Raw genomic sequence first — 16,835 nt, forward strand, 5'->3', positions numbered from 1 at the left:
CGACATCTTGTGATGCCGCTGACAGATTCAATGCCACAATTGTGGGCATGAACTTCGTTGACATGCTCAAAGATGCCGCTACCCGCAACCAATCGATGTTGTGCGTGGGGCTGGACCCCGAACCTGCGCGTTTTCCTGCTCCGTGGCAAGGCAGCGCAGCCCATATTTATGAATTTTGTGCGGCCATTGTGGATGCGACTGCAGATCTGGCATGCGCGTTCAAGCCGCAAATTGCCTATTTTGCAGCCCACCGTGCAGAAGAGCAGCTTGAGCGCTTGATCGCGCATATCCGCACTGTGGCGCAACATGTTCCTGTCATTCTTGATGCCAAGCGTGGAGATATTGGCTCAACAGCGCAGCAATACGCCAAAGAGGCGTTTGAGCGCTATGGTGCCGATGCGGTCACGTTGTCTCCTTTTATGGGGTTTGATTCGGTCGAACCTTATCTGCAGTACCCCGGCAAAGGGGCTTACTTGTTGTGCCGCACCTCCAACCCTGGGGGCGATGACTTTCAACCTCAGCGCTTGGCTGATGTGGCGGGCCAACCGCGCTTGTATGAGCATTTGGCGCGGCTGGTTCAGGGATCATGGAATACCAACGGCCAATTAGGGTTGGTAGTTGGCGCAACTTATCCGCAAGAGATTGCGGCAGTGCGCCAATGTGCCCCTTCAGCACCATTGCTCATTCCCGGTGTGGGGGCGCAAGGGGGGGATGCGGTCGCTACCGTGAAAGCGGGCTATGCCGGGCCAGGCAGCGTGGCCATCAATTCATCGCGTGCTATTTTGTATGCGAGCGCAGGCCCTGACTTTGCGCAAGCAGCGCGCGCCGAAGCCTTGCGTACACGTGATGTGCTCAATGCAGCGGCGCAGGCTTAGAGGCTAGCTACGCAGGTACACTTCGTCCATTCTTTTCTTCATTTTTAACGCGCATGGCCGCTCCATCCTCTTCTGGTTCATTGCAACAAGGCAAGGCGCCTTTTGAACTCAAAAGCGCCAGTTTGCCGGTGGTTGCACTGCTACTGAAAACCACCGATACCTATGCGATTCGGCAGGCCTTGGCAGAGCGATTTGCCGATGAGCCTGATTTTTTTGACAACGATCCGGTTATTTTGGACCTTTCTGCCATTCAGGATGAAGCGCAAACGCTGGATTTTGATGGCTTGATTGGGACTTTGCGTGGTCTCAAAACCATTCCTGTTGCCGTGCGCAATGGCAGTGTCCAGCAAGTGGCCGATGCGCGCGAAGCAGGACTGGCTGTGGCCCCCGATGCGGCACCTACGCGGCAGGCTGATACTTCCCCCAAAGTGGAGATTCGCGAAGTCATTCGTGAAGTGGAGGTGGTGCGCGAGGCTCCGGCGAGCGAGACCGTGCTGGTAGAAAAGCCTCTGCGTTCAGGTCAACAGGTGTATGCACGTGGTGCAGATTTGATTGTTTTGGCGGCAGTGAATTTTGGTGCTGAAGTGATTGCCGATGGCCATGTGCATGTCTATGCGCCATTGCGTGGGCGTGCCATTGCGGGTGCGCGCGGCAATACCCAGGCGCGTATTTTTACGCAATGCATGGAGGCGCAACTGGTTTCTGTGGCGGGTATTTACCGCACCGCAGAGAACGATCTGCCTGCCGAAGTGGCCAGTCGCCCAGCTCAGGTGCGTTTGGATGGGGAGCGGCTGGTGATTGAGCCGCTCAACAAAAGTTAAAGAGTTTGGTGCACCAAGGCGATGCTTGTGGCGTTTGAGGCCGGTGTGCAAAAGTGAAAAGCGTTAACAAAGTGCCGATCGCAGCCCAATGTAAGGTTATGCCATTGAATCAAGGGGCTAGAGTCGGCAAAATAACAGGTTTACTAACGATTTGCGCTTACGATGGATGAAAGCGCGTACCGTTTAAGCGCAATCAAGGCGCATTGTCAGCATTGTCTATTTCTCACAGGATCAATTCCATGGCCAAAATCATCGTCGTGACCTCCGGTAAGGGCGGGGTCGGTAAAACCACCACAAGTGCCAGTTTCTCCTCGGGCTTGGCCTTGCGCGGGCACAAGACGGCTGTCATTGATTTCGATGTGGGTTTGCGCAATTTGGATTTGATCATGGGCGCCGAGCGTCGCGTTGTGTATGACTTGATCAATGTGATTCAAGGTGAAGCCAATCTCAATCAGGCGCTCATCAAAGACAAGCAACTTGAAAACCTTTTTATCCTCGCTGCATCGCAAACACGCGATAAAGATGCGTTGACAGAAGAGGGCGTGGAGAAAGTACTCACAGATTTGGCAGACATGGGCTTTGAGTACATCATTTGCGATTCGCCCGCCGGGATTGAAAGTGGTGCTTTACTGGCCATGAAGTTTGCTGATGAAGCTATCGTTGTGACCAATCCAGAGGTTTCCTCGGTACGCGATTCAGACCGTATTTTGGGCATGCTGTCGTCCAAAACCAAACGTGCCATTGATGGCAAAGATCCTGTCAAAGAGCATCTGCTGATTACGCGCTACAACCCCAATCGTGTTGAAGGCGGGCAAATGCTGTCGCTGGAAGACATTCAGGACATTTTGCGCATTCAGTTGATTGGCGTGATTCCCGAGTCGGAAACTGTATTGCAGGCATCTAACCAAGGGTTGCCCGCTGTACACATGAAAGGCTCAGATGTATCGGAAGCCTATATGGATGTGGTGGCCCGTTTCTTGGGTGAGGAAAAGCCTCTGCGTTTTATTGAAGCGCAAAAAGGTGGTTTCTTCAAACGCATCTTCGGCGGGAGGTAAGTGGCTATGTCTTTGATCGAAATGTTGTTTGGCGGCAAGAAAAAGACCGCCTCGGTTGCCAAGGAACGTTTGCAAATCATCCTGGCACACGAACGCAGTGACCGCACGACCAGCAAGCCTGACTTCCTGACAGATCTTCAAAAAGATTTAGTGCAGGTGATCTCCAAGTACATCCAGATCGATCCAGGTGATATTAAAGTCAGTTTGGACAAACAAGACAACCTGGAAGTGTTGGAGGTAAAAATTGAAATGCCGGAGTCGGAATTGCGCCCCAAAGCCTGAGTGCGTGGTTTCAATCCTGTGTAAGTCACTGCGTACTATTGCAGTTGCTGCAAAAAAGCCTGCCGTTGGAGCAGGCTTTTTTTTATGCAGGACTCTTCGTTCGATGGCGTGCAGATCCTCAGCGCGTTTTAAGCTATTTGCACTGTGTATCCACACGATCTGGGCATGTTTAGCTCAGCACGACTGAGGACAAGCGGCGGCGATAACTGGCCACAGTGGGGTCTTCTGGTGGTATTTGGCCTTCTGCCACAGGGGGCTTTGCGGGCTCAATGATATCCAGAATGGCGACATAGGCTTTGCGTGCCAGGTCGTCATTCCAACAGCGATCGCGCATCAGGATTTCCAACAACTCATCCATCGCAGCAGTCCACTGGTTGTGCGCAAGCAGGATTTGGGCGCGCTCAAAACGGGCAGCGAAATCGCGCTTGTTACTCGCGATGGCGGCATCCAGTGCTTGTATACGCGCATTGGCGTCACCAGCCAGCTGCACGAGATCAAGCGCATCCATCCATACTTTCAAGGCATTGAGCCGCTGTGAGGTGCCAGCTAAGGCAATGACCGGGGCGAACGCTACTTTGGCATCGTCCTCCAGCCCCATTTCAAGCAGCAGCTTGATGTAGTCAAAACGGGCTTTTTCATCCTCGGGCTTGTCTGTAACGGCTTGCTGGAGTTTTTCCAAGCGTGCCTGCAAATCGTTGTCATCGACCTGTGTCAAAACTTCTTGTTCCAACTCTTGCGGCACATCGTCTGGACCGGCTTCAGGCAAATGCTTGTCAAGGAATTCGCGTATTTGCCCTTCGGGTAATGCCCCCATAAAACCATCAACGGGTTGACCTTGTGACATCAACACGCAAGTCGGGATGCTGCGAACCCCAAACATGCCAGCGAGTTGCTGCTCTTGGTCGGAGTCGATCTTGACCAGCTTAAAGCGACCGTTGTAGGCCACTTCGAGCTTCTCCAAAATCGGGCCGAGTGTGCGGCAAGGGCCACACCATGGCGCCCAGAAGTCCACCAGGATGGGGGTGTGCATGGAGGCTTCAATCACTTCGCTTTCGAAGTTTTCAATGCTGACATCAATCATCTCAATCGTATTCCTTTTCGAGTGGCGGGGCTTACCGCATAGCTATGCGGCGCCGTATGTGCGAAGCCCATACTTGGGGGCCATGTGCCGAGTTTAAAGCGTGGCAAAGGCCTTGGTGGGTTGAAGGGGCATGTGCCTGCGCAGGTGTCGTTGTGTTTGATGCCTGTTCATGCTTTTGAGGGGTGAGTGCGATTGAATGCGCCCTGAATGCAATTCTCACTGGCTCGAGGGCCTTTTACTGCACGAAGCACGTAAAATAGCGCGTTTTACTCGATTGGCCCAAGTCATGTCACACATTCAGGTAGGGGTGGTGATGGGTTCCAGCAGCGACTGGGACACCATGCAGCACGCCGTTTCGATTTTGGAAGAGTTCTCCATTGCGCATGAGGCACGGGTGGTTTCCGCGCACCGCATGCCTGATGACATGTTCGCTTATGCTGAGGCGGCCGCTGACCGTGGTCTGCAAGCCATTATTGCGGGTGCGGGTGGGGCCGCGCATTTGCCGGGCATGATTGCCGCCAAAACGATCGTGCCGGTGCTGGGCGTGCCCGTAGCCAGCCGGCATTTGCAAGGGGTTGATTCCTTGCACAGCATTGTGCAAATGCCCAAAGGGGTTCCGGTCGCGACCTTCGCTATCGGTACTGCAGGCGCGGCCAATGCTGCGCTGTTTGCTGTGGCCTTGCTGGCAAGGCAAAACCCAGCACTTGCTGCGCAATTGCAAGCTTGGCGTGCCAAGCAAACCGAAGTGGCACGCCAAATGGCTTTGCCGCCGGTAGTCTGAATTCAAGTTTCAAGTGGGGATGAAGGTTGGCTTAATGCGTACCTTCTGTGATGCGAATGCGATGTGAGGTGTGTGATGAATGAAGCGCTGTTGGTTCAAACGCAGGGCTATGACCCTATTCTTCCTGGGGCCAGTCTGGGGGTGATGGGGGGTGGTCAGCTCGGGCGTATGTTTGTCCATGCGGCGCAGGCCATGGGCTACCACACCGTGGTGCTGGACCCTGACACACAAGGTCCTGCAGGGCAGGCCAGTGACCAGCAGATTGTTGCCGCCTATGACGATGCGCAAGGTCTTGCGCAGTTGGCGCAAGCGGTGGCAGCGATCACAACGGAATTCGAGAATGTGCCCGCGCAAGCCTTTACTGCTTTAGGCAAACTTAACCGTGTGGCGCCGCCTGCAGTGGCCATTGCTATTGCGCAGGACCGGGTGGCTGAGAAGGTGCATTTTCAGCATCATGGTGTGCCGGTCGCCCCTTTTGCTGTGGTGGACTCCCCTGAGTCTTTGCAAGCGGTTGCGCCCACATTGTTTCCTGGTATTTTAAAAACCAGCCGCTTAGGGTATGACGGCAAAGGGCAGGTACAGGTAGCCAACCTGCAGGAATTGCAGCGAGCCTGGGAATCCTTGAAGCAAGTGCCCTGTGTGCTGGAAAAACGCATGGAACTGGACTTTGAAGTCTCAGTCGTGCTGGCGCGTGGCTTTGATGGCTCAATCGTGACGCTGCCGGTGCAGCGCAATATTCACCACAACGGTATTCTGGCCAGCACCCTTGTGCTTCCAGGCAGCATCCATCCTGATGTGGAAGAGCAGGCAGTACACGTAGCCAAGAGCATCGCAGTGGCCACAGAGTATGTGGGCGTGTTGTGCGTTGAATTCTTTGTGCTCAAAGATGGGCGTGTGATTGCCAATGAGATGGCGCCACGGCCGCACAACAGTGGCCACTACAGTATTGATGCCTGCGATGTGTCGCAGTTCGAACTGCAGGTGCGCACTTTGGCCAGCTTGCCTTTGCTGCAACCGCGTTTGCACAGCCCTGCGATCATGCTCAATATTCTGGGCGATCTCTGGTTTGATGAAGACAGCGACGAACCTCGCCACCCGGATTGGGCCACCGTGCTGAGCTATCCGGGCGTGCACCTGCATTTGTATGGCAAAAGCCAAGCGCGCAAAGGCCGCAAAATGGGCCACATCACCATCACCGCTAAAACAGTAGAAGTGGTGCTGAACAATGCCGCCAAGGTCGCCGCGCATTTGGGCTTGCCACAAGACTTTGCGCAGGCGAATGTGTAACGCATTTCTTGTAGCCTGATTGGCACGGCGCACGTGCGCACAACAGCTTTACACAAAAGAGATAGACATGATTGCAGCTCCTTCGGATGAATCCATTGCGCAGGCGGTAAGCGCCTTGCAGCAGGGACAGTTGTTGGGTTTACCTACGGAGACCGTGTATGGCTTGGCGGCAGACGCCTTGCAGCCGCAGGCAGTGGCGCAGATTTACCAGCGCAAAGGCCGTCCGGCAGACCACCCGCTGATTGTGCATGTGGCTGATGCGGCGGGTGTGGCTCATTTTGCTTCTGAAGTGCCTGCTTTTGCGCAGGCTTTGATGGATACCTTCTGGCCAGGGCCATTGACGCTGATTCTGCCGCGCCGTCCGGGTGTAGGCGAAGCCGCTGCTGCGGGGCAGGACACGATTGGCCTGCGTTGCCCATCGCACCCTGTTGCACTCCGTGTGTTGCAAGCCGGGTTGCAGGCAACTCCGGCTATTTTTGGACTAGCTGGTCCTAGTGCCAACCGGTTTGGGCGTGTCAGCCCAACCACGGCGCAGCATGTGGCGGAGGAATTCGGTGATGATCTTCTGGTGCTTGATGGCGGCGCATGCGATGTGGGCATTGAATCCACTATCGTGGATTGCAGCCGCGGCCAGCCGGTTATTCTGAGACCAGGCCATGTGCGTGCGCAGCAGATTGCACAGGCGACAGGCATGCTCGTTTTGAACAAAGATGAAGCGCTGGACCAGTTGCCAAGCACAGAAGAGCCCAAGGCTCCAGGAACATTAACGGCGCATTACGCCCCCAATGCGACGGTGCGTTTGATGGATGCCCAAGCGATGGTTGCAGCACTGGGTGTTTTGGGGGCGCAAGCTAAGCATTTGGCCATTTACAGCCGCACTGCCATGCGCAGCGCCTCAGCCGATGTGGTGATGCGTACCATGCCTGCGCAGCCTGAAGCGGTTGCGCATGAATTATTCAGCGTACTGCGTGATTTGGATGCGCAGGCGGTCAAACTGATCTGGATTGAAGACGTTCCCGCAGATGCCGCTTGGGATGGTGTCAGAGACCGTTTGCAGCGTGCCGCTGCCAGCGCGTAAGCGTTTTGTAGCAATCTCAAGTGGTGAGAATCATTCTGCCTTTGCACGAAGGCAGCTAAACTAGCACCAAATCAACCGGAGTACATACATGGCATTTCAATGGAGTCGCTGCGCAGGTTACTTGGCTGCAGCAATTACCGCAGCAAGCTTGGCTGCCTGCGGATCAAGTTCTGTCGAATCAGCGTTCAATGCATCGCGCGTGATCGCTTTTGGAGATGGACAAAGTGATGTGGGGCAATCTGGCTCGCGCTTTACTGTCAATGGCGTGACTGAGCGCTCAAACTGGACAGAGGAGGTCGCATCGAACTATGGGTTGACTGTGACGCCAGCCTCCCAAGGCGGGACATCGTACGCATGGGGCAATACCCGTGTTTTGGCTACGCCCGATGCAGCAGGCAATGCCAATACCCCTACGCTGCGCGATCAGATCGGCAGTTTCTTGGCGAGCAATTCTTTCAATGGTGGGGATTTGGTGCTCGTCAGTGGCGGCACCAGTGATGTGATTGCTGTGGCACAACAAGCTTTGAGTGGCGCCATCACGCGTGAGCAAGCCTATACCGATGTGCGTCGCATCAGTGGTGAGTTGACCAGTCAAGTGCAGCGTTTGCGTGAAAACGGCGCGCAGTACATTGTGGTCATTGGCACATACAACCTCAGCAAGTCGATTTGGGCCCGCAATATTGGTGAGCAGGCCTTCCTCGAAGGCTTGTCTAAAACCTTCAATGAAGGCTTCAAGATTTCTATGGAAGAAACCACCTACAAGCCCAATGTGCTGTATGTGGATTTGGAGCAATACGTCAACGTGGTCTCCAACGGCCCCAACTATTACGCTATTAACAATATGGACCAGCCGGTGTGCAATTCGGTGGACAGCGCCGCGGGTATTGGTATCGGGGCAGGGCACGTCAGCTCCGCCTTGTGCAATTTGTCCACGGTGGTCTCTTCCAGCGTCGACCAATACGGTTTTGCCGATGAAGTCTATCTGACACCCACTGTGCAGCGCCAGTTCGGGAGCTGGGCTGCGGGCTTGATTCGCGACCGTTGGTAAACACGCGGCATTGTCAGGCACCCAAAAAGCCACTGCTCGCAGTGGCTTTTTTTCGTCTGAACAGGCGCTTGGAGAGCCCTGTTGTTATGTGTTTTGTAGATGGCTCAGGTGCGTTTAGCCATATGTGCCAGTGGTATGCAGAGCAACAAGTAAAATGCGGCTGCAAACAAATACACCTCAGCAAAGTAGGGGCGCCAGCCGGTGTCAGCAATAACGGTTTTTGCAGCAGCCAGCGTATCGAATACGCCAATGATGGCCACGAGCGATGTGTCTTTGATCGCCCCAACAAACACTCCCAGTGCGGCAGGAGTAGCCAGACGCTTGGCTTGTGGCAACACAATATACAGCAGGGTGGCGGATACACGCATGCCCATGGCTTTGGCCGCTAGCGTTTGGCCTATCGGGACTGCTTGCAGTGCGCCGCGCAACACTTCGGCCAACATACAACTGGTGTGTAAGATCAGCGCGATCAGGGCTAGGAACCATTTGGAAGCGCTCCAGTCCCCTTTGAAGAAAAGCGGAATCCAGAACGAACATACCAACAGCAAGACCACTAAAGGAATGCTGCGAATCGCATCAATCAGTCCTGCGCTACTGGTTCGCAGCCACCATGGCCCTTGTTTGCGCAGCAAGGCCAAGGCCACAGCAAGTGGAATGGAGAGCATGATGGCCAACAGAGCCAGCGTTAAGGTGGAGAGCACGCCGCCCCAAGCTACGGTGGGTAAGGCGGGCCAGGGCCCTATGCCTTGCAAAATGGCCACGATCAATGCGCTCAACAAGCCCACGATGGCGATGCGCCAACGCATATGCAGACGTGCTTTAAACAGCACCAAAGCAACAACAGCAAGCAACGCACAGCACATGGCAGCCTGGCTGCGCTGGCCGCTGGCAATGGTGCCAAACATCAACAGTTGGATATTGGAGGTGATCAACGCCCAGCATGCCCCTGCTGCGACTGCCGCATTGGCTCGGCAGGCTTGAGCATCTCCTACCCAAGTGGCATTGAGTACTCCCCACTGCAAGGACTGCCAGGCCAGCCAAGCCAATATGACGCTTAGGCTCAAGGTCAGTGCAGTGCTGCCGGTATTGGCGAACAGCGTGGCGCGCTGAAATCGTGGTGTCGCAAGCATTTGTCCAAGCCGCAGGCCTGAGGAAGACAGCAGACTGGCTTTGTTGATGCGATGGTTGTAGTGCGATAGCAATGCGGCAACCACCATGCCTGCCAGCAGGTAAAAGGCCATCGCCATCGTCATGCCTTCGATGGCTTTGCCGGTTTGGGTAATGGTGGTGTTGATGATGGCCATCAAATCCTGAAAACCAATGGCGATAGCCAATGTGCTGTTCTTCAGTAGCATCAGGCATTGATTGGCGTAGGGAGGAATGCCTACACGGGCTGCATAAGGGTAAATGACGGTTTGCGCTAAGGTTGGCCACCGCATGCCCAGAGCCAATCCGGCTTGTACCTGCCCGGCAGGGACGGCGAGCACCGCACCGCGCACCACGTCTGAAATGTAGCTGGCATGAAAAACCGATAGCCCAACCAGTAAGGTGGTGAGTTCAGGGCTGAGCGTCCAGCCGCCGCGCACGCCCAAACCAACCAGTTGCGGCACGCTCCACTCCAAAGGTGCGTGGTACTGTCCTGCTGCAGCAATAAGGGCTGCCAAGGTGATGCTCAGCCAGAGGGGGTGGCGTGTCCATCGTGCCATCTGGTTGCGCAGCCAAGGATGCAGCACCAGGATGCTCAGGGCTACTAGAAGCGGCCAAAGGTTCAGCCCCATCAGAGCAGGGATGCTCAGTCCCCGGTTCGACAGGCTGATTCCTGGCAGTGGTTGCCAGGCTTCACGAATAGGCGGCAGAGCCAGTAGCAAGGCATACCACATGAACAGTTGCAACAAGACTGGCGTGTTGCGAATCGGCTCGATCAAGAGCGTCAAGGTGCGGTCGAGCAATGCATGGCGACTCAGACGCAGCAAGCCTAATGCCGTGCCCAATAACGTGGCCAGTGGAATGGCTACTGCGGCAATGGCCAGCGTATTGGCGGCACCGGCCAGTAACAGGTGTGCATAGCTGTCGTCGGGGCTGGCATGCAGCAAGCTTTCAGAGATTTGAAAGCCTGCCCTCTGGCTCAGCCAGCTCAGGTCCAAAGCATCCATGCGTCAAGTTCCTTGGGGCGTAGATCAATCGTGGAGAGGAAAACGAAAAGAGCCCCTTGGCTATATCTACCAAGAGGCTTGTTTGCTGTAAAAACGAGTTTGGCTGTGCTTATTGGAACGGAGGAGCGTAGAGCAAGCCGCCTTGACTCCATTGTGCGTTCAGACCACGCTCAAGTTTGATGGGGGTTTTCAGGCCCACATTGCGCTCCCAAATCTCACCGTAATGGCCTACGTTTTTGATGATGTTGTAAATCCATTTTTCATCCAAGCCAAAGCTTTTGCCAATGCCTGCATCCAAGCCTAGTAGGCGGCGCACCTGTGGATCTTTGGATTGCGCGAAACTGTCCACATTGCTGCTGCTGATACCCAACTCTTCAGCAGCAACCAATGCATTGACAGTCCATTTCACAATGGCAATCCAGTTGCTATCGTTGTCACGCACCCAAGGGCCTAGAGGCGATTTGTTGATGTTTTCCGGCAAGATCACAAAATCATCAGGATTGTCGGCGCGCGCAGAACGGCTGGCGGCCAAGGTGGATTTGTCTGACAAGTACACATCGCAGCGGCCCGCGTAGAAGGCTTTTTCAAGCTCCACCAGATTTTCAATCACCACGGGTTTGTATTCGAGCTTGTGTGCAGTAAACCAGTCGACCAGATTTTGCTCATTGTTTGTGCCCGGCTGAACGCAGACTTGGGCGCCATTGAGGTCTTTGGCACTGGTGATACCGAGTTTTTTCGGAACCATGAAGCCTTGACCGTCATAGAACACGATTGCAGGTGCGGTGATTTTGATGCCTGAGTCGCGTCCGGAGGTGATGGTCGTGTTGCGGCTGAGCACGTCAATTTCGCCGTTTTGCAATGCCGGGAAACGTTGCTGCGAGCTCAAAGGCACATAGCGCACCTTGTCTGGTGAGCCCAAAGTGGCAGTCGCCAAGGCTTTGCAGACATCCACATCCAAGCCATGCCACTGTCCGTTTTTATCGGCCAGTGACAAGCCTGCTGAGCCTTGGCTCACACCGCACACCAATTCACCTCGTTTTTTGATGGCAGCGACTGTGGCGCCTGCTTCCTGTGCGACTGCACCTGTGGATAGCAAGCTGGCAGTGGCCAATACCACTGCAGAGAGAGAAAGAGAGGTCAATTTCATGAAGTGGTATCCGTAGGCCCTGATGAGCAAAAGTGACGAAATCCATTGAAATGTTAAAAATATTTCAATTTAGGCGCATTCTATGCGCAACTTCATGCTAATTTCTTATAAGCAAATACCCGCTTTGTGTGGGTAAAAAATCCATAATGCACAGCGTTCAATAGGCTAATTTCCCATGTCAACCACAGAGACTTCTGCAGCGCCTGCTTGGCAGCAAGCGTTCCGCGCGCACTTCCCTATCGTGAAAGAGCGTGTGTACGCATGCCAAGCGTATTGCAGCCCGATTGCTCCACGGGTCAGCAACGCTGTGCAGCAGTTTTTTGCCAATCTGAGTATGGCCAGAGCCGATAAACCAGAGTGGCTAGCTGCAGCCGAAGGCGTGCGCGCACAGGTGGCCAAGCTGATCAATGGGCAGGCGCGGCACGTCGCTTTCACCAAGAACACGACTGAGGGCCTGAATATTGTGGCGCAAGGCTTTCCTTGGCAGCCTGGTGATAACATGGTTCTTGACGACCAAGAGCATCCTGTCAATGCTGTGCCATGGTTGAATTTGCGCCATCGGCAAGTGCAAGTGCGCGTAGCTCCCACGCAGGATCGGCGCGTCACGGTCGATTCGCTGTGGTCGCAGGTTGATGATCGCACCCGTATCGTCGCTGTCTCGTACGTTCAGTACAGCACGGGCGTGCGCGCTGATATCGAAACCCTGGCCAGGAAATGCAAAGAAAAGGGCATCTTCTTGGTGGTCGATGGAATTCAGGCCGTCGGCTTGTTGCCAACTGATGTGCAATGGGGCATTGGTGCATTGTCTTGCGGCGCCTATAAGGCACTACACGGGCCTTTGGGTTTAGGGTTTCTCTACGTCAATCCCGAATTGTTGGCGCTGTTGCAGCCCGCCCATTTAGGGCCGTCGTATGCCAACAGCATAGACCGCAAGCAACCGGGCTGGGCCATGCGGCACAAACCTGGTGACGCCCGTATTTTGGAAGGCGGCAACATCAACTACCCAGCAATTGCGGGTTTTGCGCAAGCGCTGTTGATGATTGATGAAGCTCAAGTAGAGCGGATGGCCCCTTGGACACTGGCATTGGGCGCTCGCCTTGATGCTGGTATGCGCGCGGAGGGGGTTGAAGTGCTCTCTTCCCCGGTTGAGGGGGAGCAAAGTTCCATTGTGTGTATTCGGCATCCACAGGCGTTCGCCTTGCGCAAGCACATGTACGCCCATGGCGTTGTCTGCAATTTGCTGGATACAGGCTCGATTCGTTTTTCGTTTGGCGCATATAACAATGCGCAGGAAGTGGACCATATTTTGGCGCTGACGGCGCAGTTCATGCGCGATCCCTCGCTGCGTTCACAAATGGCATTGCCCACGGGGATTCGCCGATGACCGCACAGGCCACTTTGCCCCCGCGTATTGCCGTATTGGGCTATGGCGCAATGGGCCAGCGTGTGGCGCACGCCATTGTCACTGAGTTGGCCCCAACAGCACCGCTGAGCGTGGTGCGCCGCAGTGATGCCTCTTTGGACGGCTTGAGCGCGCCTGTGCTAACAACACTGCCCGCACTGCTTGCGTGGCAGCCCGATGTGGTCATTGAATGCGCAGGGCATGGTGCTGTGGTTGATTGGGTGGTGCCCTTGCTGGCGCATGGCGTTGATGTGATTGTGGCGTCTGTCGGGGCTTTGGCTGATGCCGCCTTGCATGCGCAGCTCAAGCAGAATGCCGCTGTGTCAAGGGCTACCCTTCGTACGGTGACAGGGGCTGTGGGGGCTTTGGATGCCTTGTCTGCAGCGGCGCAAGCTGGCCTTGATACCGTGCGCTACACCGGGCGTAAACCCCCTTTGGCTTGGCGTGGCACCCCTGCGGAACAGGCGTTTGACTTGGCCAATATTCGCACAGCTACCCCAATTTATACGGGCACGGCACGGCAAGCGGCGTTGGCCTTTCCTAAAAATGCGAATGTGGCTGCAGCCGTTGCACTTGCTGGCGTGGGATTTGAAAACACCCAGGTACAGTTGATTGCAGACCCGGATGTGCAGAGCAATGTGCACGAGCTGCATGCGCACGGTGCTTTTGGTTCTTTCGCGTTCAGCATTGCCAATGCGCCTTTGCCAGACAATCCGAAAACATCCTGGTTGGCGGCCTTGAGTGTGCAACAGGAGTTGAAACTTTACCTTCAAACACATCGCCTGCATATCCGCACAGACAGGCAAACGAAGCGATGTTGTTGACTTCCACACCAGTTTGCGCTGCCCTTAAAGCCAGCTGATAGAGATGACGTACTGATGGTGTTGCATTGTGCAGTACCGCTAAGAGATTGACTTCCCCCTCCAAACCCAAGAAAGTGAGACATTCATGCGCCTAGAAACTCTGGCCGTTCATGCTGGCTATAGTCCAGATCCCACCACCAAAGCGGTGGCCGTTCCCCTGTACCAAACTGTGGCCTATGCGTTTGATAGCGCCCAGCATGGCGCAGATCTGTTCGATCTGAAGGTGCAGGGCAACATCTATTCGCGCATCATGAACCCAACCAACGATGTGCTGGAAAAACGCATTGCAGCACTCGAAGGCGGTATTGCTGCCTTGGCGGTGGCCTCTGGCATGACAGCGATCACCTACGCCATTCAAACCATTGCAGAAGCGGGCGATAACATTGTTTCTGCAGGCACTTTGTATGGAGGTACCTATAACCTTTTTGCGCACACTTTGCCGCAATCGGGCATTGAAACCCGCTTTGCCGATGCGCGTGATCCGCAAAGCTTTGCCAAGCACATTGACGACAAAACCAAAGCGATTTTCATTGAATCCATTGGCAATCCGTTGGGCAACGTGACTGACATTCGGGCTTTGGCTGATATCGCACATGCGCACGGTGTGCCACTGATTGTGGACAACACCGTCCCATCGCCTTATTTGCTGCGTCCCTTTGAACATGGTGCAGACATCGTCGTTCACTCACTCACGAAATACCTTGGCGGGCATGGCAACAGCATTGGTGGCGCGATTGTCGATAGCGGCCAATTCCCATGGGCAGAGCACCGCGAACGCTTTGCTCGTCTGAATGAACCTGATGTGAGCTACCACGGCGTTACCTACACCGAAGCCCTGGGCCCTGCTGCCTATATTGGCCGCGCCCGTGTTGTGCCGCTGCGCAATACTGGTGGCGCGCTCTCACCCTTCAACGCTTTCATGATCTTGCAAGGCATTGAAACCTTGCCGCTGCGCATGGACCGCATCTGCAGTAATGCCCAGCGTATTGCCGAAGAGCTGAAAAACCATCCTAAGGTCGAATGGGTGCGGTATGCCGGTTTGTCTGATCACCCGGATTACGCACTGGTTCAAAGCCAGCTGGGTGGCAAAGCTTCGGGCATCCTGTCTTTCAGCTTGAAGAGCGACAATGCCCGCGATGCCGGTGCACGCTTTCTTGATGCGTTGCAGCTCTTTACCCGCTTGGTCAACATTGGCGATGCCAAATCCTTGGCCACCCATCCAGCATCCACCACACACCGCCAATTGGATGCAGCGGAACTCGCCAGCGCAGGGGTGACCGAAGGCATGGTGCGCCTGTCGATTGGGATTGAACACATCGACGATTTGTTGGCTGATTTGAACCAAGCTTTGGATCAAGTGTAATAAGCCAGAGGCCAGCCATGCTTGTGCTTGGTTGGCCTCTAACTTGAAAACGAAGAAGGCGCTGGCGCGATTGTGCGCATGCTCTTTTTCTGACGCGCGTGTATGACTGGCTTTAGCCTTCTTTGCTCAATGGCAAACGACACCGCCGTTGAAGTTCCAGCGCGTGCAATCGCTGTAATGCAGTGCACCAACGGCCAAGCCTGTGCCAAGCAGCACGCCACCTACGGCCATCAACCAAGGCAAAGCTTTGTAGGTATCCTCCAAAAACATACGCAGCCGACTCTGTTTGGGAAGGGTGAGCACGACAATGCCCAGCACCCCAACCGATTGCAATACAAGAGAGAAAAATAGCCGCGACCAGCCCACTGGTGCCATGGCTGCTGTTCGATCCCACCAGAGATAAACGTCTATACCCACGAGCATGAGCGCGCTGAGAAATGCGGTAAATAGGGCGCTACGTTTCATGTCTGCCGCGCCCCATATTGGCCAGCATCGCAGGCGTGATGAGCCGGTGCATGGGCTTGACTGGCAGCATATACAGGTGACCAAGCCAGTTTTTGACGTGCACAACGGTTGTGACTGTGATTGCGACAAGCCTGCTGTTGGGCAACTGCTGACGATGGATGCTCAGCACCACGTTCAGGTGCTTGTCCTCGTCACCAATCAACGCTTCGTCAAATGTGTTGTCGATGACGGTGAAAATACCAATCCTGTCACCGGCTTGGTAGGCGGATGCCGATTTGTCGTTGGGCACAGCAGACAAAGTGCCAAGATCTTTTAGCCCCACCAGTTGGCCTGCACGATTGCGTGCCCGCATACATAGATCGACCCAGCGAGGCGTTTGCCTAGCGATGGCGATAAAGTGGCCTAAGGCGCAAAGATTCTCGTCGGGGATAGATGTTTGCCAGGCATCATAAAAATTGGCATCACTTAACTGAGCCGCAATGCGGCTGCGGGTGGGCACGGAGGTTTCAGAGACCTGTGCTGCAGAGGAGTCGTTTTTCATCATGCGTCACCTTGGGAGCAAAGCACAGTTGCCTGTCTGTTTTTCGCCATGCTGCGTTTTTCTCCATTTTCTGAGTCGCCCACAGGCATTGGCATAGGGCGACGCCGTGTTCAATTGAATCATTCGTCCCATGGTCCATTTCCCGTACCAGGGGCATCCATACAGTTCGGCATCACTATGGCGTTCAATCAATCCAACGAGGTGGCCTTTGGCCGTGTGGAGCTGCGCCACCAAGTCTGTAAACGCAAGGTGCTCATAATCTTGATAAAACTTGGTCGCAAGTCTCCCGAGTTGGCTCCACTTGAATCCAGTCTCTGGAAAATCAACGCTTTCATTGGATGCCATTTTTGCATGCCATTTCAGTACCAATTCGTTCCAGCCAACCAAGTAAGCCACTAAATCGTGCGGGCTTATGCTACTGCCCTTAGCGTGCCCAGGCATTGACTTGGTCAACGTGTACTCAGCAGGAACTAATGCAATTTCACGGCTCAGTTTGTCGAACTCTTTCTCAATGGCGCAGAGAAGTTCACTCTTGTTTTGTGGCACAGCCATTGGATGGTCCTCTGGTTTCGTTCTCAAGCTTGTTTGGCATG

The 16,835-nt window shown here is 54.7% G+C and carries 17 protein-coding genes; 11 read left to right on the forward strand and 6 right to left on the reverse strand.

Annotated features, from left to right (window positions below):
- Nucleotides 1-47 precede the first annotated feature (47 nt).
- From pyrF to minE, 4 genes are all read left to right on the forward strand, one after another.
- Nucleotides 48-875 carry an orotidine-5'-phosphate decarboxylase gene (pyrF, locus tag E9531_RS00925; protein WP_136571860.1) on the forward strand — a complete coding sequence of 276 codons (828 nt, stop codon included), beginning with the start codon at nucleotides 48-50 and terminating at the stop codon, nucleotides 873-875.
- Nucleotides 876-928: 53 nt separating this feature from the next.
- Nucleotides 929-1,696 (forward strand): septum site-determining protein MinC, encoded by a 768-nt coding sequence (gene minC, locus E9531_RS00930; RefSeq protein ID WP_136571861.1) that lies wholly within the window; start codon nucleotides 929-931, stop codon nucleotides 1,694-1,696.
- 239 nt (nucleotides 1,697-1,935) lie between these two features.
- Nucleotides 1,936-2,751: a septum site-determining protein MinD gene (gene minD / locus E9531_RS00935; RefSeq protein ID WP_136571862.1), complete on the forward strand. Its 816-nt coding sequence runs from the start codon at nucleotides 1,936-1,938 to the stop codon at nucleotides 2,749-2,751.
- Between the two features lie 6 nt (nucleotides 2,752-2,757).
- Nucleotides 2,758-3,033: a cell division topological specificity factor MinE gene (gene minE / locus E9531_RS00940; protein WP_136571863.1), complete on the forward strand. Its 276-nt coding sequence runs from the start codon at nucleotides 2,758-2,760 to the stop codon at nucleotides 3,031-3,033.
- Nucleotides 3,034-3,202: 169 nt separating this feature from the next.
- Here the strand turns inward: minE and trxA are convergent, their stop codons facing one another.
- Nucleotides 3,203-4,114, reverse strand: coding sequence for a thioredoxin (gene trxA / locus E9531_RS00945; protein WP_136571864.1), 912 nt, complete (start codon nucleotides 4,112-4,114; stop codon nucleotides 3,203-3,205).
- A gap of 286 nt (nucleotides 4,115-4,400) precedes the next feature.
- On the opposite strand from trxA, the gene purE reads away from it, so the two are divergent.
- From purE to E9531_RS00965, 4 genes are all read left to right on the forward strand, one after another.
- Entirely contained in the window at nucleotides 4,401-4,895 is a 495-nt protein-coding gene (purE, locus tag E9531_RS00950; protein ID WP_136571865.1) for a 5-(carboxyamino)imidazole ribonucleotide mutase, read from the forward strand.
- Nucleotides 4,896-4,970: 75 nt separating this feature from the next.
- Entirely contained in the window at nucleotides 4,971-6,182 is a 1,212-nt protein-coding gene (locus E9531_RS00955; protein ID WP_136571866.1) for a 5-(carboxyamino)imidazole ribonucleotide synthase, read from the forward strand.
- 67 nt (nucleotides 6,183-6,249) lie between these two features.
- Nucleotides 6,250-7,260 (forward strand): L-threonylcarbamoyladenylate synthase, encoded by a 1,011-nt coding sequence (locus tag E9531_RS00960; RefSeq protein WP_136571867.1) that lies wholly within the window; start codon nucleotides 6,250-6,252, stop codon nucleotides 7,258-7,260.
- Nucleotides 7,261-7,348: 88 nt separating this feature from the next.
- Nucleotides 7,349-8,308 carry an SGNH/GDSL hydrolase family protein gene (locus tag E9531_RS00965; RefSeq protein ID WP_136571868.1) on the forward strand — a complete coding sequence of 320 codons (960 nt, stop codon included), beginning with the start codon at nucleotides 7,349-7,351 and terminating at the stop codon, nucleotides 8,306-8,308.
- A gap of 104 nt (nucleotides 8,309-8,412) precedes the next feature.
- Here the strand turns inward: E9531_RS00965 and E9531_RS00970 are convergent, their stop codons facing one another.
- Nucleotides 8,413-10,461 carry an ABC transporter permease subunit gene (locus tag E9531_RS00970; RefSeq protein ID WP_136571869.1) on the reverse strand — a complete coding sequence of 683 codons (2,049 nt, stop codon included), beginning with the start codon at nucleotides 10,459-10,461 and terminating at the stop codon, nucleotides 8,413-8,415.
- Nucleotides 10,462-10,570: 109 nt separating this feature from the next.
- Nucleotides 10,571-11,608: an amino acid ABC transporter substrate-binding protein gene (locus E9531_RS00975; protein ID WP_136571870.1), complete on the reverse strand. Its 1,038-nt coding sequence runs from the start codon at nucleotides 11,606-11,608 to the stop codon at nucleotides 10,571-10,573.
- A gap of 175 nt (nucleotides 11,609-11,783) precedes the next feature.
- Here E9531_RS00975 and E9531_RS00980 point away from each other — a divergent pair, with 175 nt between their 5' ends.
- From E9531_RS00980 to E9531_RS00990, 3 genes are all read left to right on the forward strand, one after another.
- The gene (locus E9531_RS00980) at nucleotides 11,784-12,992 is read left to right on the forward strand and encodes an aminotransferase class V-fold PLP-dependent enzyme (protein ID WP_136571871.1); all 1,209 of its coding nucleotides are present in this window, start codon (nucleotides 11,784-11,786) and stop codon (nucleotides 12,990-12,992) included.
- The gene (locus E9531_RS00985) at nucleotides 12,989-13,834 is read left to right on the forward strand and encodes an aspartate dehydrogenase (protein ID WP_136571872.1); all 846 of its coding nucleotides are present in this window, start codon (nucleotides 12,989-12,991) and stop codon (nucleotides 13,832-13,834) included. Before E9531_RS00980 ends, E9531_RS00985 begins: the two co-directional genes overlap by 4 nt.
- 124 nt (nucleotides 13,835-13,958) lie before the next feature.
- Nucleotides 13,959-15,236 (forward strand): O-acetylhomoserine aminocarboxypropyltransferase/cysteine synthase family protein, encoded by a 1,278-nt coding sequence (locus tag E9531_RS00990; RefSeq protein WP_136571873.1) that lies wholly within the window; start codon nucleotides 13,959-13,961, stop codon nucleotides 15,234-15,236.
- Nucleotides 15,237-15,362: 126 nt separating this feature from the next.
- On the opposite strand, the gene E9531_RS00995 is transcribed toward E9531_RS00990, so the two are convergent.
- Genes E9531_RS00995 through E9531_RS01005 form a run of 3 tightly spaced genes read right to left on the reverse strand, consistent with a single transcriptional unit; the run spans nucleotide 15,363 to nucleotide 16,794 of the window.
- Entirely contained in the window at nucleotides 15,363-15,701 is a 339-nt protein-coding gene (locus E9531_RS00995) for a hypothetical protein (protein WP_136571874.1), read from the reverse strand.
- Nucleotides 15,691-16,242: a DUF2867 domain-containing protein gene (locus E9531_RS01000; protein ID WP_136571875.1), complete on the reverse strand. Its 552-nt coding sequence runs from the start codon at nucleotides 16,240-16,242 to the stop codon at nucleotides 15,691-15,693. Before E9531_RS01000 ends, E9531_RS00995 begins: the two co-directional genes overlap by 11 nt.
- A gap of 6 nt (nucleotides 16,243-16,248) precedes the next feature.
- Nucleotides 16,249-16,794, reverse strand: a complete 546-nt coding sequence (locus tag E9531_RS01005; protein WP_136571876.1) for a ClbS/DfsB family four-helix bundle protein — start codon at nucleotides 16,792-16,794, stop codon at nucleotides 16,249-16,251.
- Between the last annotated feature and the right edge of the window lie 41 nt (nucleotides 16,795-16,835).

The organism is Lampropedia puyangensis (genome assembly GCF_004833285.1).
Lineage (GTDB): Bacteria > Pseudomonadota > Gammaproteobacteria > Burkholderiales > Burkholderiaceae_C > Lampropedia > Lampropedia puyangensis.